The organism is Pantoea osteomyelitidis (genome assembly GCF_044342975.1).
In the GTDB taxonomy this organism is placed as follows: Bacteria; Pseudomonadota; Gammaproteobacteria; order Enterobacterales; family Enterobacteriaceae; genus Pantoea; species Pantoea osteomyelitidis.
In genome coordinates, this window is the sequence record NZ_JBGFSN010000011.1 from 101111 (window position 1) to 126001 (window position 24891).

Genomic DNA, 24891 nt, shown 5'->3' on the forward strand with positions numbered 1-24891 from the left:
GAGCGTTAATTTCACATTCAATAGCAGTAAACCCTTCTTTTACGTTTTACGGTAAAAGAAGGGGTGTGGATTAAATCAGGGGGCGACGGGGCCATAGCACAGGAATTATATCCTCTGGCGTATCCTCTGGCGGTTCCGGCTCAGTTCCCGGATCTGTCCCCGGGTCTGTTCCCGGGTCTGTTCCCGGGTCTGTTCCCGGGTCTGTTCCCGGGTCTGTTCCCGGGTCTGTTCCCGGGTCTGTTCCTGGATCTGTTCCTGGATCTGTCCCCGGGTCTGTTCCCGGGTCTGTTCCCGGGTCTGTTCCCGGGTCTGTTCCCGGGTCTGTTCCCGGGTCTGTTCCCGGGTCTGTTCCCGGGTCTGTTCCCGGGTCTGTTCCCGGATCTGTTCCTGGATCTGTCCCCGGGTCTGTTCCCGGATTTGTACCAGGATCTGGTATCGGTATCGGTATCGGTATCGGCAAAGGTGGTAAAGGCAGTAAACTACCGGGCGAGAAGCCAGGCAATCCGACAGCAGGTGCACTAAAGGGAACAGCGCTACCACCGCCACCTCCGCCACCCCCACCGCCGCCGCCGCCGCCGCCACAGCAGCTGCCGCAGCAGCAGCCATCACAACTCACTGGACCAGAAATAATGACCCCTTTCGTACCGGTGATACGTACGACAGTGCCTGTGATAGCAAGGTCACCTCCGGAGTTGATTGCCATTGCGCCACCCGTAACAAACGAAGATGCACCACCAACGTTAATAGCATAAGCTCCGCCAACGCTAACCGCACTGGCGCCCCCTACGTTAATCGCGCTGGCGCCGCCGACATTTAATGAGTGCGCGCCCGCAACAGAAGTTGCAAATGCGCCGCCACTGATACCGCAGGAAACACCTCCGGTGAAAGTTTGGGTTGCTGCGCCAACTATAGTTTGGGTAAGAGTACCACCGACTAATTTTGTGGTATTTCCAGCCACCTTCTGGACATAATTTGCGCCAATGGTATGCGTTTCATCATTCTTGGTCAGGCGCGTCATATTGCGCTCGGCCTGCTCCCAATACTGCTCCAGACCAGGTTTGTCTTCGAAACGCACACCGTTATAATTTTCTTTTCCGCCGTCAATGGTTCGACTAATTAATCCACTCTGTGTCGCATTAAGCGGTAATTGCCAGGGCGGCATCGTCACATTGTTATACAAGCTACCCAAAACCAATGGCCTGTCAGGATCGCCATTCAGGAAATCGACAATAACCTCTTGTCCGATACGAGGAATATAAATTCCACCAAAGTTATCGCCCGCCCAAGCCTGACTGACCCGGATCCAACATGAGTCAGTTTCCCGGTTCTGCCCATAGCGATCCCAAAGGAAGCGCACTTTGACCCTACCGTACTCATCGGTCCATATACGCTGGTGTTCCGGGCCAACGACAATAGCGGTCTGAGGCCCACGCGTTTTTGGCTTAATTGCCGTTTGTGGATGACGATAAATTTTTGTCGTAGGCTGAACGGTAAATTCACAGCTGAAATCCCAAATTTCAGGATTATCGTTCTCGTTAAAGTTGCTGACCTGTCCATCTTCTTTAATTAATAACTTACTACGCAGCACAAGATATTCCCGGTTTGCTTTTTTTACCGGATGATCTTGTAAAGTGAAGGTAGTGCCACAAACAATTGCCCTGACCTTGGCTTCACCTGAAGAGCGTGAACCTTTCGCGCCGCGCTCTTCCATGCGCACCCGGGCAAGCTGTTCACCGATAGTGGGATCATCGTAATCGCCTGGCCAGTTAAATATTTCCATCTGGTTATAACTGGTCTTTCGGGGCTTTAAATCAAGCGCCATAATATCAGCGCGAGATTTCGTGAAGTCATAATCGTTTGTCACCCATTTCCCGGAAGTAATACGCTCCTGAATCGCAAGCTGAGTAACATACTCTTTTTGGCTGTTATTATGCTCCGTATGATAACGGAGAATATGATAGTTAGGATTAGAGTAACGCTTATGCGCCCCGACATGATCGACAAGAATCAGACGATGTTTATGATCGGCGTGTTCATAAAACCAGTAAATCCCCCACTCTTCCATTAAGCGCTGAACAAAATTAAAATCTGTTTCGCCGTATTGTACCTGATAGTCAAGTAAGGGATAGGTTGATGAGAGTCTTTTTTCATAAGGAAAAGAATATTCCGACAAGACTTCATCGATAATATCTGTCACAGTTTTCTGCTGAAAAATTTTATAGTCTGCCGTCAGGTCAGTTAAATAAAGCCAGGGACGAACGACAAACTCATACCTTGCCCGATAACCATCACGCCCAATAAAACGCGCTCTCTCAACCAATCCGGAGATCTGGCGCGTATTGACTGGCATGCCACCTGCCGCTTCCTCAGCGCTGTCCAGGGCAATCTCTATAGTAACCTCTTTACCAATAAAATCTTTAAGGTTGAGATTAGAAGCGGTTTGCCATGGAATATCAGGGTTAGCTGGCGTTTTAGCTGTTAATGTATAAGTATAAAGCTCAGAAAGCGACTCTTCTCCTTCTAAATGTGAAAAGCTTAGCGCGGGTTCGCCCAGCAACAAAGGCATAGCCGGACTGCTAAAATTAACTATACGTGACATACTAGTACCTAATCCATAGTTAATGAGACCGAACGTAAATTCGCTCTGCCTGTTTCATTCATTGAAACGCTACTTTTTGACAATCAATAATTCTTGCCTGTCGATTTTGTCTCCATAACCATGACTCATTACTCTTCCGGATAACCTGAGGCCATGCTTTCCAGGGCATATTTTCAACCCCGGCGTCCGGCATGAGATCAAAGTCTGTTTTACAGCAGGGTGAAAGCAAAACACTCTTTTTATAATCGAAACAAAATTCAGGTTTGATTAAAAGTTTTTCCCGGAAAGGTGAGAGCGAACGTTGTAAGGATACCGTCCATTCACGCCACATCTTTTTATTTATTCCTGAATCTTCGTTATCCACTAACAGAGCCAGTATTCTCGCCTGCCAGAAGGCGAGATGATGCGCAGAAAGAAGATTTCTTCTGGCTTCATCGCTATTCAAAGATAAATAAGAAAGAAATACTGTTTTTTCATGCTTTTCGAAAAGCGTAGCAAGTGCGCCTAAAAAGATATTTTTTGAGTTTTCTTTCCGATCGGCCAGTAAAAAGCACCACGGATAGCATTCCGGGTACTGCTTCGACATGGGAGTCGAACCCGGTCCGGAAACAATGACGTGCTGCATGAAACGAACAATCTGAACGTCAATTTTAGGCAATTGAACAATTTTTTTCAATTCCCGTTCGCTGCTCAATATAACACGTTTAATTTTCGACATCCCTGTACCTCTTACTTTTCCTGCCTGCTACATTGCTACAGTTAACGGGTAAATCTGTAATGACAGCTTTCTACACCGATGCGTGATTTTATAAAATATTGCTATTCGGCAATCCTGTTGAAATCTTCCTGTCTGATGGACAGCGAAAACTTTTGATTAATCTATTAAGTAAAACGCCTTTACTGCTTAAACCTGCAACTTCAAACTGGACCTTTTCCTGTTCCGCTGATGAAAAGAAGGGAGACGAAAATAAGCGCGTTGAATGTGATGAAGCGTTATTTTTCTTATTAAGAGAGTAAGTCAAAAGCATATGCCCGTTTGCGGCCTGAGTCGCACTTTCCGCGCTGTCCAGCCAGCGCAACAGTGCCCACGGGCCGATGAACTTAGTGGTGCTTCCTGCTGGCTGCAAAGAGAGATCAATCAACGTCCCCGATAACGCCCCCGGCCAGTTAAAATTCTCCGGCATAACGGGGCCATGCTTGTAATGAAACTGTTGATCATCAAACTTTATCTTTGCTGCCGTTATTGATGGGTCCATAAAGGCTACGGAAATCGCAAAATTAACGTTAAATTTTTTCCCATCATCACTCTGGAAAAAGTGCCGTTGAATATCAGCCGCCAGCTCAAATGAAGACAGAACAGCCCGCCCGGAAACAGCACCCTGCGCCTCCTGCTTATAGCGCCAGGGCTTGATTGAGGTATCAACTTGATCGGCCAGATTATCAGCGAAATACTGATCCATTGTGCCGCCTTTGCCAAAAAACGATTCGAACTCATGTAAACCAATCTCCTGACCATTGCTGGTAAAAGGATACTTGCCGGCAATCACGGAACGACAAATTTCACCGATGCCCTGTTGGGCATGGCTGTTCATTTTCAGGACGATCTGGTTATTTACTTTTGTCGTGGTTTTATTCAGCAAAGGTAAAATAATATTACCTAAAGGCTCAGGCCACGTTAACGCTGCTGCACGAAGTTGCTGCGCTTTATCCCCTTCTGGCGGAGTATCGCCATTCTTAATCGCTTCTTTGGTCACAACCAGGATCATATAATGTTCGCGCAGCATAGAGAGAACAGCATCCAGCCCTTCACCGCCTTTTCTGCTGCTTTTTTCGTTTCCAGGCAAAACCGGCGGCTGATAACCCACCAGTTGGCGCAGCGGATTGAAATGGTTATCAACGTTTTCCCGCAAGAGTTTTTTCTCACGAAACTCGACGACATCCTTCATCTTCATCGCATTACCTAACAGATTGCTGCCCCGAAAGCTCACACTTCCTGCAATGTTGACCGACGGATCCACAAGCGTTATTTCTCTGACAATATTTACCAGTAAGTTTTTTAAGGGTGAATCGGGCGCGGTAATAATACGTAACGCGTAAATATCAAAAGTCAGATTATTATTCTTCGCCACATCGAGAGTATCGGTCTTCAGCGCGATGCTGCTGATAAAACGGTTCCATGTTCGGGCATATTCTTTAAGATAAAGCTTTAGTACAGCCTCCTGTAATGACTTTCCCTCACGCATACCCCCCTTCAGCATATCTACCGGCATTTGCGTATTGAGCATGGAGAGCTTTTCTTTTGTACCTATTATCCAGCTATCTTCACTCTGTAGCTGTTTAATAAATTCATTCAATCTGCCTTTGAAAAAATGGTGATACCCATCCCAGGTAAACAGGCCGGGTACGCCGCGTAGTGCCAGATCGGTGTCTGTCAGCGTTAATACCGATGTGTCCTGTTCCTCCATTAACTTACTCAAGGTAAGGTTATCAGGCACCTCATCCTGCGCGATTTTCTCTTTTAAACGTTCATATAATCTTGCCGCAGAGCTATTGTTTTGCAGAGGGGTTCTTGCCTGCGAAATCAGCTCATTATCAGGTTCACGGCCATATTTCCGCCAGTCGCTATGCGCCAGAAGCGTCTGAAAATGCATTTCCAGCGTTTCCCGATCCCCCCACATATCCGTCTTGCTCGCGGCCTGCCATTGATTAAACAGGCTGTTTGTCAGCCAGACCTCATCCATTTTTCCCTGGCCATAAACCAACAGGTAAGTTTTTAACTGCCGATAAATAGTATCCAGTTCACCGCTCTGAATGGCTTTTTCAAGCGCATAGGTCGCCTGATCTTCAATAGCCGGTAGCAATAACCGTTTAAGGAACCAGACATAAAGGCTTTCAGAAGCAGAGAGCATTTTGTAGCCAACGTACAGCCCATAACGATAATTTAAAGGCGGGCTCGCCACGTCAAACTGTTCGCTGTAAGGCAGTTCCTGAGAGAGTCTGAGCAATACCGGCAGCATGGCTTCCTGCGTTGATTTTGAAAACCGTTTCGTCTCGTTTTCAAGCGCAGTGACGCGGCTGACGATTTCATCCAGATATGAGGTGTTGTTGCGATAGCTATGGTAAAAACTATTCAGCAACCAAACCACTATTCCAATACATAGCGTATGGCCAACAATATTGCGGAAACGATAGCGCGATGTGGATGCGCTATTAAATCGCGCCAGGTGCGCATCCGGCACGATAACGTCGGAAAAGAGCCTTTTCAGGAAGTATTGCCGGCCATAAATCGCATCATTGACTAGCAGATCGCGGCTTTTACCGTCACTTTCCTCTTTTTCTGGCGCAGCGGAATTTCCTGTGATAAACGTTTTCCACTTCTGAATTAACGTTTTCTTATTAACAAGGAAAGTGTTGCCCTGCTGCATTGCGCTCAGAAAATAAACCCCACGCAGCTGCGCCTGGTTTTGCACATCGTCATATTTTGAAGAAAAGAAAATATGATGCACCACTTCTGATACGCCCGCCGCAAGCTCTCTGAAATCCTGCGGGAAAGCATAAATGCGTTTTCTGTCCGTGGCGTCATACTCGTCCTGCATACGTACAGTTAAGCCGCCCTCAATACGCTCCTCAAGCAAAGCCAGTTCGGTATTCAGGGTTGCTTTCAAATCGGGCATAAGCATTTTTTTATGCTGGTTATAAGGCAGCGTAAATCCCCAGATTTGTTCGCGCTCCTCCGGCGTCAAAGTACGAAAATATTCTGCAAAACCTGCCAGCTCATCCAGGCGGGTAATCAAAACGTAGACAGGAAAACAGACGCCCAGACTATTTTTCATCTCATCCAGCCGTGCACGTATGCGGGAGGCCAGCGTGAAAATCTCTTTTTTGTCCTGCCCCATAATGGCTTCGGCAGGCAGCGTCACGATGACGCCATTAATCGATTTCAGCGGACGATATTTTTTCAGCGCTTTAAGGATGCTTGTCCATTCAAAATCGGCGCTTTTATCCTCATTGATATATTTTCCTGCGGTATCAATAAATATCGCCTCGTTAGCGAACCAGCATTCGCAATTCAGTGTTGGCTGGCTTTCTTTACCAATACGAGTCAGTTGCTCAGGCACAGGGAAGCTCAGGCCGGAAGCGAGTACAGTGGAGGTTTTGCCTGCGCCTTCAGGTCCCAGCGTCATATACCAGGGCAATTTATCGAGATAATAATGCGCGCTGCGGGAGAACCGCCATTTCGCCAGTTTCTTCTGCGTGCCTTTAATATAGTTGGCTGCGTGCCTGATGATGCGCGTCACTTCACGCGCATACTGTTCTTCTGGCTGAAGCGCTTTATCTTTAAAAAATTTATCCAGCAGCGCCGGATCGAGGCGGACAGCCATCAGTAATCGCCAGGCGCCATAAAGCAATGCGATAAAAAGTAGCGCGATAATGAGAGTCGCACGAGGAACAACTTCAGCCAGAGGATAGCTTTCTCCCACCAGCAACCAGGGGCCGAAAACCCATACCATTACCGCAGAGGTGACCAGAAACAGCAGTATGAGCGGTACGCTGTACAGCAGTCCGATAAAACAGAGCACAGCCAATATAATAAAGATAACTCTGGGTTCTGTTGTAGCAAGAGGGCGCGTTTCGCCAAATCCTAAAAACGGCCCGAGAAACCAGATTGCCAGCGCAATCAGTAACAAGCTTAATAGCGCAATAATCCATTTTGTTAATCTGAGCGCTGAAGATCCATTAAAAAAAGCCATTGTTAAACTCGTTAATAAGTTACAAAAATTTCTACACGCCGATTCCGTTCCCGGCCCTGTGCGGTATCGTTGCTGCTGACAGGTTCTTTCTCACCCGCGCCCTTGATGCTGATTTTTTCAGGAGCAATGCCTTCGTGCGTGAACCAGGTTGACACATCTGTCGCACGTCTCTCCGAGAGCGCCTGATTGCTGGCATATTTTGCGGTGCGGATCGGGACAGAATCGGTGTGGCCGACAATGACCGTGCTGCCTTTCACGCGTTTAATTTCGCTCGCTACGCGTTGTAAAACCTCGCCCATTTCTGGTTTTACTTTTTCTGAACCAGAGTCAAACATTGAGTCGCCGGTAAAAATCACTTTTCCCTGGCCATCAGTTTCAAATACCTGCACCAGATTTTTGTCGATTTCAGGTCTAAGCAAAATCGACAGTCGCAGTTTCGCTACGCTGGGTTTGGCAGCGGGCACATAGGTAATGCGCTGCAGGGCCTCAAGCTGGCTGGAAAATGTGTAATAGCGCGTGGTAATCCAATATTGGTAGCTGAGAAAAGCGGAAAACAGCAGCAATATGCCGAGCCAGAAACTCACCCTTAAAGGTAAATAAAAGCTGAAGCGATTTTTTCTTTCATGCGGCATAACGGGATGGGGCGAAAGCGCCGCAGGTAATGAGTCTCTGCTGCTCTGGATAATATTTAGCAAACGCCGACGGATTTTAGTGAGTTGCCTGTCGCCATCCTGAATAATGCTGTAACGGCCTTCAAAACCCAGCCCCAGAATTTTTAACAAGATATCCAGTACATCCGCATACTCATCCGGACTCATCGAAAGCCGTCCGATTAGCAGAAAAAATTTATTTCCGCCGTCGTTGTCGCCTTCAAAATGGTTAAGCAAGTTGCTCTGCGACCAGGCAGCCAGCATTCCCCAAGGCTTGGCATGAGCGGATTCATCCAGAGCGGTGCACAGGCAATAGCGGACGATTGCCATTTTTTGCCAGCTAATTCCTGCCTCGTCGCAAACCACAGTAAAAATATTAATTTCGTTAATCAGGCTTTTTTTTAATATTTCGACGCTCTGATTAGATGTAATCTCTTCAGGCATATCGCTCAATGCTCGCAATAGCGGCTGCGCGGCTTCAAGCAGTTTGTTTGTCGCGCTTTTCACCAGGCTGACACGTTGTTGAACGCTTTCGCTGCGAAAAAGCTGCTCTTTTTTTATCTGGATAGTTGGGCCGGTACCCTTCTCAGGCGGCGTCTCATCAGTCTGTTCAAAATCCACAGACGAAACAGAATCATCCAGTAAGAACTTTCCCAGCGCCTGAGGGTTATCGGACCGCTTGTCAGGAACGCCATTAACAGGCTGCATTTCCGGGAAGTCGTAGTTTGCACTGTTCAACTTCTTATACCCCATAGTTCCATTTTCAGGCCAGGCAGATCTCCCGCGACATGCATCGCGATCGCGCCAGTGCTGGCGATGCTTTCCCAAAAAGTACCGCTTTTAGTCAGTTCGTAATAAACATAGCCGGAGTTATAAGGAATTTGCCGTGGCGGAACGGGCAGAGACTGGAGAGCCAATCCGGGCAGATGTGACCTGACTAACTCACGTAATTGCTGAGGCGCACTGATTTTTGTCTGTGCGACAAATTGATGCTGCAATACATCTCCCGGAAGCTGAGCATGTACAGCCAGCACGAGGTGAGTAAAGGAGCGTAGCTCTGCCGGCAATATCGTCGCCGACCAAATGCCATTTCCTTTATATTCGAGTGCAATAAGCTGACCGGCGCGAACAAGGATTTGATTAAGCAGATCGTGTATATCCCTTACCAACGGGTAAATAGAAGGATAGAGCTGAGCATGTTTATAGCCGGGCGCGCGTTGCGGGCGCCGGGTTTGTAAGCGGATAAACGTAGAAAGCTCACCCGAAAACTTCGCCAGCTCCTGATAAAGTGTAATCGGAGGCAGTTCGGGAATATCACGTAGATGATCCAGAATCGGTTCATATTTGTTAAAAATCTGCAGCAATAGATAATCGACGATTTCTGCACTGGCGCTGGCTTTACCGTTGCTAACCGACAGACGATTCGCCAGCATCTCAGCGCGTAATTTCACCAGACCGTTAAGGTGCGTCAACCATTCTGTTAATAAGGCGTTAGCGCCATAGGCAGTCACTGGCGGAATATAATCCTCAGTATGCAGCAGCACGCTACCGTCCGGCTGAAGGGCTTTCACTTTGGTTAACGCCAGGCCAATCCAGGATTCCGTCATCTCATTTTCTGCAACCAGCTTTAAACGAAGCTTTCCGAGCTGAACGGGTTTAGGCCCCTGACGAATCGCATTAGTATCGTGAAGGTCCGTTTCAAAGGCTTCGAAGCGCGCCAGCGAGCCATAATCTTCATTATCAAAAATCGTCTCTTCGCTGTTATCGAGGCGTAATGGCACGGCCAGATAGATAACCTTACCCAGCAGCTCCGGCGTGATAGTCAGCGGCTCCGGTAAATCCGCATGATCGGGAATATCAAACGGCGTGCCGTCCGGCATAACGCCTTTGCCCGAACGCAGCACCAGCTTGCCATAGCTCAACGCTTCTTTATCAATCTCATACTGAGCGAAGCCCCAAAAAAAAGGCGTGATGGTTGCTGCGCGTTTATGAGCGAAATATTCAAAATAACGCTCTTGTTGCTGAAAAAGTTGCGGACGCAGAAATAATCCTTCACTCCATACGACTTTATTAGTTTTCACCGCTTATTCCATTACTTTAGCTTCGATTGATAATTTTTTGATATGAATAATCACTTTACTTTCAGGGACTGAAAAGAATTTTTTATACCATGGTTGCAATTTGTCTTCAGGAAAAGCGATCTCTTGCTTCCATACTGCTTTATCAATTTCACGAAAAGCAGCGATAACGCCAAATGCAACTTCATCAGACTGACGGGGAAAGCGAACCTCGCGTTTCTCACCTGGCTTAATGGTTAACTCCTTCATTGCGATAACGTCCTGAGAAAATGACGTCACCCCACGCGCATCAGGCAAAAAGAAGAGTTCATCATCCTGCTCCTGAAAGTTTTCCAATGCCTTGAGCTGATAGATAAATAAACTTAATGGTGCAGCATGGTTATACTTATTTGGATTAATGTCTTTTCCAGCAAAAATCTTCATTACTCTTTCTCGTTCCGGAGGTGGCTGATTTTGCTTCGCACACCCTGCCACCAGTACAAAAAATAAAAATAATGAAAAAATTATCAATTTATTCATGGGAAATTCCCACAATATCCATTACATTAAATAATACTAATATAAATTTTAATCTGATGTGGGTCTGCCTAGCTGAGTGCTGGAATAGCTCCTTCTTATTCGATACGTTCACCACTTTTTCCGAGACCCTAACAGAAAATCAACATTAATCCTGTGCCTGGCTTAACTACATTTAAAAAACTTGCCATCTTCCGATGGCAAGTTTATGGCTATAGCAATCAGATACTATTGGTAACGTCTTGTGAATTACACAGGTTGCCCGTTTTAACGTTAGCAGGCTGAGTAATGTTTTCTTTATTAACCGGAATGTATTTGATCGCATACTTAGTGAATGCAAAGTCAACTTTCACTTTGTAGGTATCGCCACTGTTAAGCACACCTTTATCGATGTGCTCCAGGAAATCAACGTTAGTGATCATGGCGTCTTCAAATACCAGGGTCCAGTAATTAACATACTTCGGCTTATCACCAGACTTGCCCACGTTCTTACGGCAAACAAACTCGACTTTTTTAAGACTTTGTCCACTGGCGCAGAAGTCAAGAACTGTCGGTACTGAATTATCGATATAGTAAATAACGCTAAAGTTAGAGAATTCTGCTTTACCTGCAGTCAGACCTTTATCTTTAACTAAAGTAGGATGTTGCTTTACGCCCCAATCCCAATCTAATACGTTGATATGGTCTACAAATCCCTCTTCAGTAGACTCACCTTTAACATCAGTGATTGAAAGATACATATCTTGTGCCATGAATATTCTCCTTTTAGCACTTATTTAGTATTACAACAAATGTAATACGCTACACAGGAATTGAAGTGATTTTTCCATTAACCACTCTTCCCTTTCCTTAAGGGTTGTAGTAATAACTTCTGCAACAACCCAAAAAGCCTTCCGAACAAGTTCAGAATAAAAATTGGCTCTTAATTTTTTTAAGCGTTGCCTTTCGCCGAAGGTAATTTAGCAACCATTCTTAAAGACACGGTTAAACCTTCCAGCTGGAAGTGCGGTTTCAAAAAAAACTTTGCTTGATAATACCCCGGATTTCCTTCGATATCTTCAATAACAACTTCTGCTGCGGCAAGAGGGCGACGAGCTTTTATTGCCTGAGATGAGTTAACCGGATCGCCATCAACATAATTCACAATCCAGTCGTTCAGCCAGTTTTGCATACTTTCACGCGTTTGGAAAGAACCAATCTTATCACGCACTATGCATTTTAGATAATGCGCAAAACGGGAACAGGCAAACATATAAGGCAAACGCGCAGATAAATTTGCATTCGCTGTTGCATCAGGATCGTAATATTCAGCAGGTTTCTGCAATGACTGAGCGCCAATAAAAGCAGCATAGTCTGTATTTTTACGATGAATTAACGGCATGAACCCATTTTTAGCCAGTTCCGCCTCGCGACGATCGGAAATAGCAATTTCGGTCGGACATTTCATATCCACGCCGCCATCATCCGTCGGGAAAGTATGGCAGGGAAGATTTTCTACCGCGCCGCCGCTTTCCACGCCGCGAATAGTGGTACACCAGCCGTATTCTTTGAACGAGCGGTTGATATTGACCGCCATGGCATAGGCAGCATTTGACCAGACATATTTGCTATGGTCTGCACCCTCTGTGGTCTCTTCAAATTCGAAATGATCCACCGGATTAGTGTTGATGCCATAAGGCAGGCGTGCCAGGAAGCGAGGCATAGCCAGACCAATGTATCGGGAGTCCTCCGATTCACGCAGCGTATTCCAGGCGGTGTATTCCAGGTTCTGTGTAAAAATTTTGGTTAAATCGCGTGGGTTAGCCAGCTCTTGCCAGGATTCCATCTGCATCACTGAAGGAGATGCGCCGGCAATGAAAGGTGCATGGGCCGCAGCAGCAATTTTACTGATTGAAGAGAGCATATCCACATCAGGCGCAGTATGATCAAAATAGTAATCAGCGATCAGACAGCCGTAAGGCTCACCGCCAAGTTGGCCATACTCTTCTTCATAAATCTGTTTAAACAATGGGCTTTGATCCCAACCAACGCCCTTGTAGCGTTTTAAGTTGCGTCGCAGCTCATTTTTGGAGATGTCCATAAAGCGGATTTTAAGTTTTTCATCCGTCTCGGTATTGTTCACAAGATAATGCAAACCCCGCCAGGCGCTTTCAAGTTGCTGAAATTCAGAATGATGAAGAATAAGGTTAATCTGTTCTGAAAGCTTACGGTCAATTTCTGCGATGATTGATGCAATATATTTATAGGCATCTTCCGCCATCGTGACGGAGTTAGCCAGTGCCTGTTCAGCCAGTGTCTTAACTGCGCTTTCTACTGCTGCTTTCGCCTGGTCAGTTTTAGGTTTGAACTCTTTTTCAAGCAAAGAACTAAAGTCGTCATAAACGACAGCTGCGTTTTTTTCTAATGTGGTAGTTTGTACTGACATGATGATTACTCATTCCATTCATCTTGACGTGAAACATCTGATTCCATGGGTTTCTTCTTCGGCTCAGCAGCCAACGTATTCAGTAATGATTTATCTTTCAGTACGTCCATTACCAAACTCTCTGCTCCCGCTTTGCCATCCATATACGTTTGCAGGTTCGCCAGCTGGGTGCGCGCATCAAGCAGCTGAGCCAGCGGCTCGACTTTTTGTGCAATTCGGTCCGGTGAAAAATCATCCATGCTCTCGAAAGTGATATCCACCATTAATTGACCTTCACCGGTCAATGTATTTGGCACGGCGAAAGCAACACGCGGCTTCATTGCTTTCATACGTTCGTCAAAATTATCAATATCGATAATTAAAAACTTTCTGTCTGCAACAGGCGGTAACGGCTCCAGCGCTTTTCCGGATAAGTCAGCCAACACTCCCATAACGAAAGGCAATTCTATTTTCTTTTCGCTACCATAGATTTCGACATCATATTCAATTTGAACACGAGGCGCACGGTTCCTCGCAATAAATTTTTGCGCACTTCTTTTACTCGTAAGCATGGGTCACTCTTTTATAACATCAGTTTGAGAAACACAATGATTTATATCATTGCGATCCTATAAGGCTCAGGGATGTTTTCCAGAACCTTAATGCCGGGAATTAGCTTTCCTTGAGTTTTATTCATAAATTAGGTCAATTTCAGCCTGAGTCTCAACCTCACCCGCCGTTGCTTTTAAATTTCCATTTGCATAATAGCTGGCCGTATAACTGTGTTTAACCGTTTCACCAGAAGCGGATATATTATAACGCTGCATCGTCTCTAATTTATCAACTTTTATTACAGAAGCGTCTTGTTTTCTTAAACGGATCTGCACGTTTTTAGCATAGTCACTGCCCTGACTATTTAATAAGTTGCCAGTTCTGGCATCTGAACCTGCAGATCCTGTTTTAAAATATAAGGCAACCGTTCTGCTATAAGGGCAATTACTTAAACTTACCGAAAAGGGTGTGTGACCTGCTTCGTCACCATCATTGTTCAATGAGGAAGTCAGTATCGTTGGCAGGGTAATCGTATCTTCATTACCATTGCCGTTAATATCTACCTCGCAAGTTTCCTCAAGGTATTTCCCTGAAAAGTTAACGATGACATTACATTGATCGTCTTTGCATTTTGTTTCTGACCATACAGGATTCAGGTTTAGTGCCAGAAAAAAAGCGCAGCAGTAATTAAATCTTTTTCTTACCATGTCTGTCAGTGAACACATATTGCCTCCAACTGAGAAACGATTTGAGCATTGGCTTTTAGCTTACCAGCAAGCGTTTTATTTGCAGGGATGTAGCAAATATTTTGGTCATTATTACCTTTCGCGTAGAGATTCTCTTCCGCTGCATTCCAGCCACGCAGGAAGGCCATACCACTCTGTCCTACAATACTTTTCTCTACGCCGTCTTTATCGAACAAACGCGTGCTTATCGGCAGATATGTTCCTTTTTCATCACGAATGGTCAGCATAACCGGCGCACCAACTATCGTTTTCATTTTTACATAAAGTGAAGAACCTGCGCGTGGCACAACCATATGCTGACTTTCCAGGATATCGACATTATTCGATTCGCTAAAATTGCTTACGCTGACGCTATTTTCCCGATAAGGTGTAAGAGAAGGCATAATGGCATAGCCGTTCCAGTCAAATTGTGTTCCATAACCGTTCAATAGCTTCGCGCCTGCAGCGCCTTTGGCCTCAACAATGGCGAATGGCGCTTCACCAACCTGCGGGCCAAGGGTAATGCCGCCACGATGCGCAACCGCACTGCCGCTGGCAGCCAATGAGAACTGTCTGGCAGCGTGATTGTCCGCCGATGCCGTCATGCTATAGTTGCCGATCGGCGTGCGATAATTGATGTTGCCTGAGACTGTTTCCTGCGATTTTCCATGTCGGTATTTGGCGGCGGACGTTCCGACAGAATAGTTCAGCTCGTTTTGTTCGCCCTGGCTACCTGAAGCGTTAATATTGAATGCCGTTGAGTTCGTTGTGTCATGAACCAACGAGGTATAAATCGAACTGAATGCGGGCTGACTGTGCATTTGTCTGCCTAGCGGAATGCTCACCGATAAAAGCACGGTATTTACCGCTTTTTCGAACCGGTTAAATTCACGTTGCGCCGTGATCGAGTAAGAAAAATATCTCAACGGATGCATGAACGTAACCGCAAACTGTTTTGCTGCAGGCCGGTCGTCCCAGTAATCATAAAGACTCGCAGAGAAATTGAGCCGGGCTTTATCCCAAAGGCGCTGCCCCAGGTTCAACGTTAGCCTGTTGCGTACCCGATGCCCCATGATTTCTGACGTGTCCTGACGGCCGTATCGCTCAAGGCTGGCTTCCGGCAGCGTTAAGTAGCCTCTGGTGGAATAGCGATAGGCCGCTAACACCAGGTCCGTATCTGTCGGTGCGATATATTTTGAATAAGCGACGCTAAAGCTGTTGCCTTTGCTTTTTTTGCTTTCTTTAAGTTCACTCTGTGCATGAGTGACATCAACAGAAATGCCGCCTAACAACGTGTTGAACGCAGTACCCACAGCAGCTGCGCGATAATGTTCAGCAACCTGGAACCCGGTATAGGGCGTGATGATATTTGAAAGCCCATACTGGTAGATACCTTGTATCACTTTCGGTTTTTTTCTGAGCCTGTTATCACGAAGCTCACCTGCCGCTATGCCAAACTGAGAAATGCCTTTATGTAATAGCATCGGCGGCGCCGAGAACGGGATATTTTGTATACGCTCTCTGCCATCAGCTTCAGTGATAACCATTTGCAGGTTACCGCCATATCCCATAGCGCCAATATCATCAATTTCAAACTCGCCTGGCGGTACAATGGTTTCGTAAATAATTCTGTCGCGCTGGATGATTTTGACTTTAGCGTTGGTCTCAGCAATGCCGCGCAGTACAGGAACAAAGTTACGATAGCCCTCTGGCAACATTTTATCTTCAGACTGTAACTGCATACCGCGCAGGGAAAAACCATCAAAAACGATACCGCGCGTAGTGCTGTCGCCCAACGTTAAGCGACTTTTCAGCGCATCGATATCCGTTTCCGCATAGGTATAAAGGTTTTGACCAGGTGAACGCGTATTATTCATCCATGCCATGCTGGAACGTTTCCGGATACGCCAGCTGCCAACGTTAACGCCTGCCAGCCATCCCAGATAAGTATTATCGGAGTTGTATCTTCTTCCCCCGCCGCGCGTAGAGTTGTAGTAATTGACGTTGTAGTCCACGAATGCTGATGTCGCGCCGCTGTTCCAGAGAGAAGGATCAACATAGCCGCGCGGTTTTTTAATCAGATTTATTTGGGGAACAGCGATATCCAATTCAAAATCATTGCTGTTATAACTGGTGCTGCCGCCTTTAACGAAATTTTCAATGAAAAAACAGCTATCTTTGCTGGCAAGATTTTCATTATCAGGTTTGATGCCGATCCGTTGCAGCTCAGCTGCGGTAAAACAGGCTCGAGCATTACCCCCATTCTTTTCTGCAACAAACTTCACTCTGTAATGACCCTGGCTGGCCTGATTCAGCCTGACCAGCACAGGATACGTACCGGGATCAACCGGATTACCTTGTGAAAAGCGAGAAAGGTCAATATCAACACCACGAATAAAGCTGGCGTTGTATTCAACCGCGGTTTCGCTTGAAGGTTTGCCATTGCTGGCTGGCATATCAGCAAGTTCATTATTCTCACGGGCATAAAGTGAAGTGCATACCATGCTCGCTGTGATGCCGATAACGACTGTAGCCAGCTTTGAAAGCGTAAATTCCCTTCCAGCTACCTGATGCTTTCCTCTTCCTGAAATAAGCACACTAGCCTCCTGCTATGAATCAGAACCATCCCCTAAAACCAGGCAGTTTTCATCAATAAAATGCCTGAACATTCATGGAAAACGTTAATCGGCTTTATTTTCGGCTGACTCAACAACCGGCTTGTTATTATAATATTTTAATACAATGTCTTTAGCTGCACCGTAATCATTAATCAAATGCAAATGAATTTCCGCTGTTGCCTCTATTCCTCCCCCTTTTTTTTCTGGCGTAAATACTCTACTGGAGAAAGGTGGGATCATTTCTGTTTTTAATTCATTTTTATTATTTCCTTTGATGACATAACCACTTTCAAAGGAAAAATAATAGGGAGTAGGATTACCTACCGTTATTCCCTTCCCTTGTTTATAGATTTCCCATGTCAGTTTTTTAAATTCATCAGAGCTGCTACTGAACAGGCTTTGCGGGCGGTAGAAAATTTTGATTCTGGTGTTAAATGCCAGTTCCAGACGGGGCTTATCTTCTGAGCTTTTATTAACCGTGGGAATCTCCATCATATTGAACCAAAATACGGACTCCCGATCTTGCGGTAGCGTCATGCCGTTGTAAATCAGGCGAACGCTCTGCCCTTTACCCGGTTCTACGCGGTAAACCGGCGGCGTAGCCAGAAAAGGCACTTTCATTTCATTAATATTTTTATTGGTGGTGCCATCATCAACCCATACCTGCACCAGCGCAGGTTTGCTTCCCTTATTATTGGTACGGACAACCTGTTCTTTTTGATTGCCGGGAAAGATAATACGTGTGCCGCTGATGGTCATTGCCGCATTAACAGCATCAGACATTAATAAAAGGCCAATAAGCGCCAAAGTTTTTATGATATTCATGTCTGCTCCGGTGAAAAAAACAGCTTAATAAATTTCTCGAATTAAATTTTATAGAGAAATAAGAGCCGCCAGAAATGGCTGACGACTCTTAAAGCTTCAGCTTATTTATTACTGGTAGCTAAGCGTAAACTTCGCTACAGCCTTCACAAGACCTGCGGTAGTTGCTCCCGTTGCGTAGTAGCCGCCGTAGTAAGTCATTGTTGCCTTTTTATCGACAACATCATACAGAGTACCGGTTGAACCCAACGGCAGGTGCGCCTGATTGGCATCGTACAGGCGTACTTCAACATTGTTTGCTGGATTAGTTATTGCTGAGTCATTTTTAATATTGCCGGTAACTGAATTCAGGCCGGATGCGCCAATTGCCTCAAAATGAGCAGCAACTTTACTGATACCCGTCTCGCAATCTTTAACTTTAATGTCGAATTTTTTCGATCCCGCTTCAGTACCGGCTACAGCCAGGGATTTTGTACTCATAGTCGGCAAAGTAACGGTAATATCGACAGAATCGTCTTCCAGAGTACAGGTTTCAGCGATCAGCTTTCCGTTAAAAGTAACGGTTCCTTTACCATCCGTTGCAGCCGCATGTACTGGAGACACTGCCGCCATACCCAGAGCCGCAGCCACACACATAACCAACCTCAATTGTTTCATAATCGTTCCTTAATTTAATTCAGAAAATTTCACGTTAAGCAGAACGTTAATAAACGTCTGCGCTATCCTTATTTCACTTCCCGATTTTTCCTTTTATACACCCTCCCTTTTTGAGAGAACCTGTATTCCTTTTTCGCCCTCTCGGCAAAGTTTGATAACCTGGTTAGCTTCTGGTGACATGTTGCTTAACACGCAGCGACTTATTGCAGGTAAAATATTCTGTTCGATATAACGAATCAGCACTCTGGCGCCGGTTTCTGCAACCGCGCACTGGCTCACAATATATTCCACGACGTTATCGGCATATTCCAGCCTGAGCTGGTGATGCTGACTGAGCCTTTTAGCAATACGATCCAGATGCAAACGTACAATATAACCCAGAGAATCGTCCTGTAGCGGGTAATAGGGCACGATGCTTACGCGTCCCAAAAAAGCCGCAGGGAAAGTTTTCAACAGTTCGTTTTGCAGTGTCCTGCTTAATGCTTCTGCTTCCGGCGTGGTTTCCGGATCGCTGCACAGATTCGTGATCAGATCGCTGCTGGCATTACTGGTTAACAGAATAATGGTGTTTTTGAAGTCGATATAGCGCCCTTCGCCATCTTCCATCCAGCCTTTATCAAAGACCTGATAAAACAGCTCATGCACATCCGGATGCGCTTTTTCTACTTCATCCAGCAACACCACGCTGTAAGGCCTGCGGCGTACTGCCTCAGTGAGTACGCCTCCTTCCCCATATCCCACATAACCTGGCGGAGATCCTTTCAGGGAGGAAACGGTATGCGCTTCCTGATACTCACTCATATTAATGGTAATCAGGTTCTGCTCGCCGCCGTAAAGCTGGCTGGCGATCGCCAGCGCGGTTTCCGTTTTACCTACGCCAGAAGGCCCTACCAGCATAAATACGCCGGTTGGCTTATTAGGGTCGGCAAGACCTGCCCGCGCGGTTTGTATGCTTTCGCTGATCAACTGCAGTGCATGTTGTTGACCGATAACGCGTTCGGCAAGATGCTGAGGCAGTTCCATCACGGAACGGGTTTCATCCTTCAGCATCTGTCCGACCGGAATGCCTGTCCAGTCAGCCACAATGCTGGCGATGACCTCAGCATTCACCTCAGCCTGAATCAGTGGCTGCTCAGCGCGAATAGCATTTAACCGGGACTCCAGTTCCGCCAGCCGTTGGCGTTGCTCCTGGATAGCGCCTGAATCAGCAGCGTCCGCAATTATCGTCTTATCCAGCGCCTGGCGCGTCGCCACCAGCGCAGCCACTATTTCACGCTCTTCCTGCCAGCGCTGGCTTAATACATCAGCCTGGCGGGTATTTTCAGCGATATGGCTGTCCAATTTTTCCAGCCGCTCGCCCTCTCCCTTACCGAAATTGATCGCTTTCGCGACCAATGCACGTTCCGTTGCCGCCGTCTGCGTTTTGAATTTAATCTGCTGCAGCTCTGCCGGCAGTGCGAACTGCGCTACAGCCACGCGGGCGCATGCCGTATCCAACAGACTAATCGCCTTATCAGGCAACTGGCGTGCAGGAATATAACGATGGGAAAGTCTGACAGCAGCCTGCAGAGCTTCATCCATGATCCAGACGCCATGATGTTTTTCCAGCATTGGCACCAGACCACGCAGCATGGAGGTCGCCACCTCTTCAGAAGGTTCATGAACCTGAAGAACCTGGAAACGGCGCGTTAGTGCAGGATCTTTTTCGATATGACGCTTGAACTCGCTCCATGTCGTGGCGCCAATGGTGCGTAATTGTCCTCGCGCCAGCATGGGTTTTAACAGGTTCGCCGCATCGCCTGTGCCAGCGGCGCCGCCTGCGCCGACCAGCGTGTGCACCTCGTCGATAAACAGAATTACCGGTTCGGGCGAGGCGAGTGCTTCTTCCAGCACGTTTTTCAGACGCGCCTCGAACTCGCCCTTCATGCTTGCCCCAGCGGAGAGCGCAACAACATCCAATGTCAATAAACGCACGGAAGCGAGCGCTGGCGGTACGTCGCCAGCCACGATGGCAAGCGCCAGTCCTTCTACAACCGCGGTTTTACCGACGCCCGCTTCACCGGTTAACAAAGGATTGTTCTGTCGGCGACGCAGCAAAATATCGATCATGGTGCTGATTTCAGTTTCACGGCCGATAACAGGATCGATTTTCCCTTCACGCGCCAGCGCAGTCAGGTCAGTGGAATATTGCGCCAGCCCCGCCTGCTTGTTGCCCATGTTCAACGCCCCGCTCGCTTCGCCAGGCAACGCTTCGACAAGCGCGCTGCCGTCTGAAGCCATTTCATGCGCCTCTGGCGATTCGCGGGTAATGTATTGAAAATTCTTGGTTAGTTGCTCGAGCGCAATGCGCTCGAAAGCCGAAGAGATGGCAAAAAGCGCGCGACGCAGCTCCATCGTGGTGAGCATAGCCATTAACAAATGGCCGCTGCGAATACGACTTTCCGAACATTCGAGACTGGTATAAATCCAGGCGCGCTCGATAGCCAGTTCGATATGGTATGAAAAATCGGAGATACTGCTGGCGCCTGTCGGCAAGCGAGCCAAAGCCTGCGCCAGGCCGCGCTCCATAACATCGATATCAACTTCGAAAAAGCGCAAAATTTGTTTAAAATCACTGTCGCCCTGATGCCAGAGCTGGTTTATCCAATGAACCAGCTCTACGTAAGGGTTGCCACGCAATTTGCAGAAGGTGGTAGCGCTTTCGATGCTTTTGAAAAGCGTAACGTCCAGCTTTCCGAAAAGGTTTTTTCGACTAAAAGCCATATTTATACCAAATCCCTTTAATAAAGGTCGTAATGATCCGGTTACGACAGATAAATCCATTCAAAGCAACAACGGTGATTAAATCACTTAGCGAATTACATCCCTAAAACTAAAAAAGCAACGTGCTGTCACCGAAGAATAATAAATTCTCTTTTGTAAAAAGCAATACTTTTTTCAATCATTTCATTTATAGATTTCTAAAAAAACAACCCACCCAATTTATTATTAATTTTATTAAACAATAAGGAAAGTATAGATATTTAAAATAACTTATAAAAACAAAATAATTAAAATTCAAATTATTTAACTTTACCCGTTGGCTGTTTTTATTAAAAAACGCGCAAGAAAAAGAATTAGCAACTCCACCCAACTTTATAACAAAATGGTCGGGGCATAATGGCGATTATAAAGAGAGCATCTCAGCAGGCGGAACATAAAACCGTGCCTGAGTAACTATTGTCTGAGCAGGTTGAGCATGATATAAGAGAAAAGTTTGCTATTGTTTTCGCCTGAGTGTCAGAACAAAAAGCGAAAACCAATAGATTTTCTAAACATTCCAGAGGATAAATCTGGCTTCTTTTTTCCGCCTGGACTTTTCCCTCCGGTTGAATCCTGTTGTCAATGCCGGCCAAACCCGGAAATCAACAATGTACTCATTAAATATAATAAACAAAATAATTTATCCTTATGCTGAAAAAAATATTCAGGTAAACTCACAAAACCGATCATTATTTGACTAAGTGAAATTTAAAAAACAGCGTATTTTTTAATTTATTGTAAAGGTAACGTAAGCACAAATTTGCAGTCCAGGCTGGACCAGCAGTATTACAAGGGAACGTAAGTGGATCAGAAATTTCTTGATATTTATAATCAGGAACTCACCTTTATGCGGGAAATGGCCGGTGAGTTTGCGCAAAAACATCCAAAAATAGCCAGCCGACTTGGAATGCAGGGAATAGAAGTTGCTGACCCCTATGTCGAACGCTTAATTGAGGCTTTCTGCTTCATGGCTGCCCGTACGCAACTAAAGCTGGATGCCGAGTTCCCTCGCTTTACGCAACGTTTGCTGGACATTGTCTATCCCAATTATAACGCGCCGACGCCGTCAATGGGTGTGGTCCAACTTATACCGAATATGAATGAAGGGGATTTAACCCAGGGCTATGCTATCCCTCGCGACAGCGCTTTCTTTTCACGCATCCCACCCGGAGAAATGTCGCGCTGTGAATTCCGCAACAGCAATGAGGTGACGCTCTGGCCCATGGAAATCACCGAAGCGCGGCTGACCTCTGTTCCGCCAGATATTCCTAATCTGGAAAAGCATCGCATATCCTATTCGCGCCTGAAGGGCGCTCTACGTCTGAAGCTCAAACTTCAGGGCGATAAATCTTTTTCCCAGCTTGAAAGACTGGACAGGCTACCTCTCTATATTAATGGTGAAGAGAGCGTTGTTTCCCATATTTTTGAACTGATTCATAGCGGTCATGTCGCGATGATTATTCGCCATGTTCAGCAGGAAAAAACGGTTGATGAGATCATTAGCCGGGATGCCGTCAGTTATGAAGGTTTTCAGCCTGACCAATCCCTGTTGCCTCTGGAGTGGAATATGTTTCATGGCCATAATCTGGTTCATGAGTATTTTTCCTGCCGCCAGCGCTTTTACTTTTTCACGCTAAATCAGCTGAACAGAGGCACCAGGAATAATCCCGGTTCGGAAATGGAAATCATCCTGTTACTGGATCGCCTACCACAAAATTTGATTGGTCACGTTGACGCTAACAGGTTCCTGCTTTTCTGCACGCCCGTCATTAATCTGTTCCCGAAGCGGGTGGATAAAATCGAGATCAATCGTGCGCAAAATGATTTTCATGTCGTGCCCGATCGCAGTCGTCCGGTGGATTATGAGGTGTTCGCCATCCGCAAGGTAATGGGACAACAGGCGGAGAAAAGCGAAGAAGTGCTTTTTAACCCGCTCTTTCAGATGAAACACAGCGATATCGGTAATGCTGGCCGCTACTTTTCTGTTAAAAGAGAACCCAGAATTAAGCAGAACAATCGTCGTAAATATGACACCCGTACGCCTTATCTGGGAACGGAAATGTTTGTTTCTCTGGTTGATCAGAACGAAGCGCCATGGAGTGAGAATATTCGCTATCTTTCCGTTGAGGCGCTGGTTACTAATCGGGATCTGCCACGCTTGCTTATGCATAACGGCATGCCAGATCTGATCATGTCGGATGCCGTTCCCATTCATGCTGCGACCTTTCTTAGCCAGCCCAGCGCCCCGCGCCCTCCTTTTGCAACAGGTGAAGCTGCCTGGCGTTTGATTCGTCAACTCAGCTTTAACTATTTGCCTCTGTCTGATATGGAGCATAAGTCGGGCGGCGAGTCGCTGCGCAACATGCTGCGTCTGTTTATTAATGCTGCGGATCACGTTTCGTTATCGCAGGTAAACAGCCTTGTAGGATGTAAAACAGAGCCGGTGATTCGACGCCTGCCTGGAAAAGGGTTGCTGGTTTATGGCCGTGGCGTGCGCTGTGTATTGACTGTAGATGAAGAAGGTTTTTCTGGCATAAGCCCTTACCTGTTTGGCCTGGTTCTGGAAAACTATTTTTCACGCCACGCTGCGATCAATATTTTTACCGAAACGGCGCTGCAGTCCATGCAGCGAGGGTTAGTCGGGCGCTGGAATGCGCGCCCGGGAAAAAGAGGTTGTCTGTAATGGATCAGCAGCCCACGAATTCGATACCGTCAAACCGTCAGGATGTCTCTTTGTTTTCCGACTGGTATCAGCAAAATTTCCCCTGGGAAACCAGCTTTGTCAGCCTGATGCGCGCCATGGCCGCCCGTATGCCGGATATGCCCGCGCCAGGCAAAGCGATCCGTCCTTTCCAGGAACCTTTTCGCCTGGGTCAGATTGCGCAATTGGCTTTCGCGCCGCGTGAAATTGCCCGTATCAGGGAAACGGAAGGCAAGCTGGAAGTTGATCTGTTCAGTCTGGGGATATGGGGGCCGCAAGGGGCGATGCCCCTGCATTTTTCTGAACAAGCCTATGCCTGGTCGGAACATCAGGATCGAACGTTGACGAATTTCGTTAACATTTTCCACCATCGTGCGCTGTCTCTGTTTTACCGGGCATGGTTTATTTCTCAGGATACGGCTTCGCTCGACAGAAAGTCGGATGAACGCTTCGCCTTTTATACGGGTAGCCTGGCCGGCCTGGATCCAAAAGATATTGCCGACTCGTTGCTGCCTGTTCACCCTCGTCTTGCATCAACCTCGCATTTAATCCGTGAAGCACGTAACCCGGAAGGGCTGGCAGGCGCGCTCACTTACTATTTCGATATCCCGGTGAGGATAGAGGAATACGTTGAACAATGGATCTATTTAGACAAGAACGAGCAGAGCAGCCTGGGCGATTTTTCCTCTGCCGCGCTGCTGGGCGACGACGCTATTCTGGGCAATGCGATTCAGGACAAGCAGCACAAATTCAGGCTGGTGCTGGGTCCATTGAATTTCAGACAGTATGTTCTGTTCAGCCCCTGGGGGAATGATTTACCTGTTTTGCGCGAATGGGTGCGTAACTTTATCGGTTTGGAATATGCATGGGATGTACAGCTGGTTCTGGCCGCTGACGAGATTCCTGAAGCGACCCTGGATGGCACGCATCAACTGGGCTATGCGGCATGGCTTGAGAGAGATGAAAACAAAACGCCGGTAAAAGGGATGAGTTTCGAACCGGAATATTACCAATAG

Annotated in this window: 16 protein-coding genes; 2 read left to right on the top strand and 14 right to left on the bottom strand. The window is 46.7% G+C overall.

The genetic code is table 11. From position 1 onward, the window contains the following. Nucleotides 1-70: 70 nt before the first annotated feature. The 14 genes from tssI to tssH all read right to left on the bottom strand — a co-directional run bounded on the left by tssI (nt 71) and on the right by tssH (nt 21135). Nucleotides 71-2599, bottom strand: a complete 2529-nt coding sequence (gene tssI / locus ABU178_RS18750; protein ID WP_397217761.1) for a type VI secretion system tip protein TssI/VgrG — start codon at nt 2597-2599, stop codon at nt 71-73. 58 nt (nt 2600-2657) lie between these two features. Next, the gene (locus ABU178_RS18755; RefSeq protein WP_397217763.1) at nt 2658-3317 is read right to left on the bottom strand and encodes a hypothetical protein; all 660 of its coding nucleotides are present in this window, start codon (nt 3315-3317) and stop codon (nt 2658-2660) included. An 88-nt stretch (nt 3318-3405) separates the two neighbouring features. Further along, on the bottom strand, nt 3406-7350 hold the full coding sequence (tssM, locus tag ABU178_RS18760; RefSeq protein WP_397217765.1) for a type VI secretion system membrane subunit TssM: 3945 nt from the start codon (nt 7348-7350) through the stop codon (nt 3406-3408). Nucleotides 7351-7361: 11 nt separating this feature from the next. Further along, a complete protein-coding gene (gene tssL / locus ABU178_RS18765; protein ID WP_397217889.1) occupies nt 7362-8708 on the bottom strand; it encodes a type VI secretion system protein TssL, long form in 1347 nt (448 codons plus the stop codon). A gap of 26 nt (nt 8709-8734) precedes the next feature. After that, nucleotides 8735-10081, bottom strand: a complete 1347-nt coding sequence (tssK, locus tag ABU178_RS18770; protein ID WP_397217767.1) for a type VI secretion system baseplate subunit TssK — start codon at nt 10079-10081, stop codon at nt 8735-8737. 3 nt (nt 10082-10084) lie between these two features. Then, complete coding sequence (gene tssJ / locus ABU178_RS18775) at nt 10085-10597, bottom strand: type VI secretion system lipoprotein TssJ (protein ID WP_397217769.1); 513 nt, start codon at nt 10595-10597, stop codon at nt 10085-10087. A 218-nt stretch (nt 10598-10815) separates the two neighbouring features. Further along, nucleotides 10816-11346, bottom strand: coding sequence for an Hcp family type VI secretion system effector (locus ABU178_RS18780; protein WP_397217771.1), 531 nt, complete (start codon nt 11344-11346; stop codon nt 10816-10818). Between the two features lie 179 nt (nt 11347-11525). Next, the gene (gene tssC, locus ABU178_RS18785) at nt 11526-13019 is read right to left on the bottom strand and encodes a type VI secretion system contractile sheath large subunit (protein WP_397217774.1); all 1494 of its coding nucleotides are present in this window, start codon (nt 13017-13019) and stop codon (nt 11526-11528) included. A gap of 5 nt (nt 13020-13024) precedes the next feature. Next, nucleotides 13025-13570, bottom strand: a complete 546-nt coding sequence (gene tssB / locus ABU178_RS18790) for a type VI secretion system contractile sheath small subunit (protein WP_397217776.1) — start codon at nt 13568-13570, stop codon at nt 13025-13027. Nucleotides 13571-13687: 117 nt separating this feature from the next. After that, nucleotides 13688-14275: a fimbrial protein gene (locus tag ABU178_RS18795; protein WP_397217778.1), complete on the bottom strand. Its 588-nt coding sequence runs from the start codon at nt 14273-14275 to the stop codon at nt 13688-13690. Next, nucleotides 14263-16872 (bottom strand): fimbria/pilus outer membrane usher protein, encoded by a 2610-nt coding sequence (locus ABU178_RS18800; protein WP_397217780.1) that lies wholly within the window; start codon nt 16870-16872, stop codon nt 14263-14265. Before ABU178_RS18800 ends, ABU178_RS18795 begins: the two co-directional genes overlap by 13 nt. A gap of 84 nt (nt 16873-16956) precedes the next feature. Then, the gene (locus ABU178_RS18805; RefSeq protein WP_397217782.1) at nt 16957-17718 is read right to left on the bottom strand and encodes a molecular chaperone; all 762 of its coding nucleotides are present in this window, start codon (nt 17716-17718) and stop codon (nt 16957-16959) included. A 108-nt stretch (nt 17719-17826) separates the two neighbouring features. Further along, the gene (locus ABU178_RS18810; protein ID WP_397217784.1) at nt 17827-18372 is read right to left on the bottom strand and encodes a fimbrial protein; all 546 of its coding nucleotides are present in this window, start codon (nt 18370-18372) and stop codon (nt 17827-17829) included. A 93-nt stretch (nt 18373-18465) separates the two neighbouring features. Further along, nucleotides 18466-21135 (bottom strand): type VI secretion system ATPase TssH, encoded by a 2670-nt coding sequence (gene tssH, locus ABU178_RS18815; protein WP_397217786.1) that lies wholly within the window; start codon nt 21133-21135, stop codon nt 18466-18468. A gap of 841 nt (nt 21136-21976) precedes the next feature. Here tssH and tssF point away from each other — a divergent pair. Both tssF and tssG read left to right on the top strand, forming a co-directional pair. Then, on the top strand, nt 21977-23857 hold the full coding sequence (tssF, locus tag ABU178_RS18820; RefSeq protein ID WP_397217788.1) for a type VI secretion system baseplate subunit TssF: 1881 nt from the start codon (nt 21977-21979) through the stop codon (nt 23855-23857). After that, a complete protein-coding gene (gene tssG, locus ABU178_RS18825; protein ID WP_397217790.1) occupies nt 23857-24891 on the top strand; it encodes a type VI secretion system baseplate subunit TssG in 1035 nt (344 codons plus the stop codon). Before tssF ends, tssG begins: the two co-directional genes overlap by 1 nt.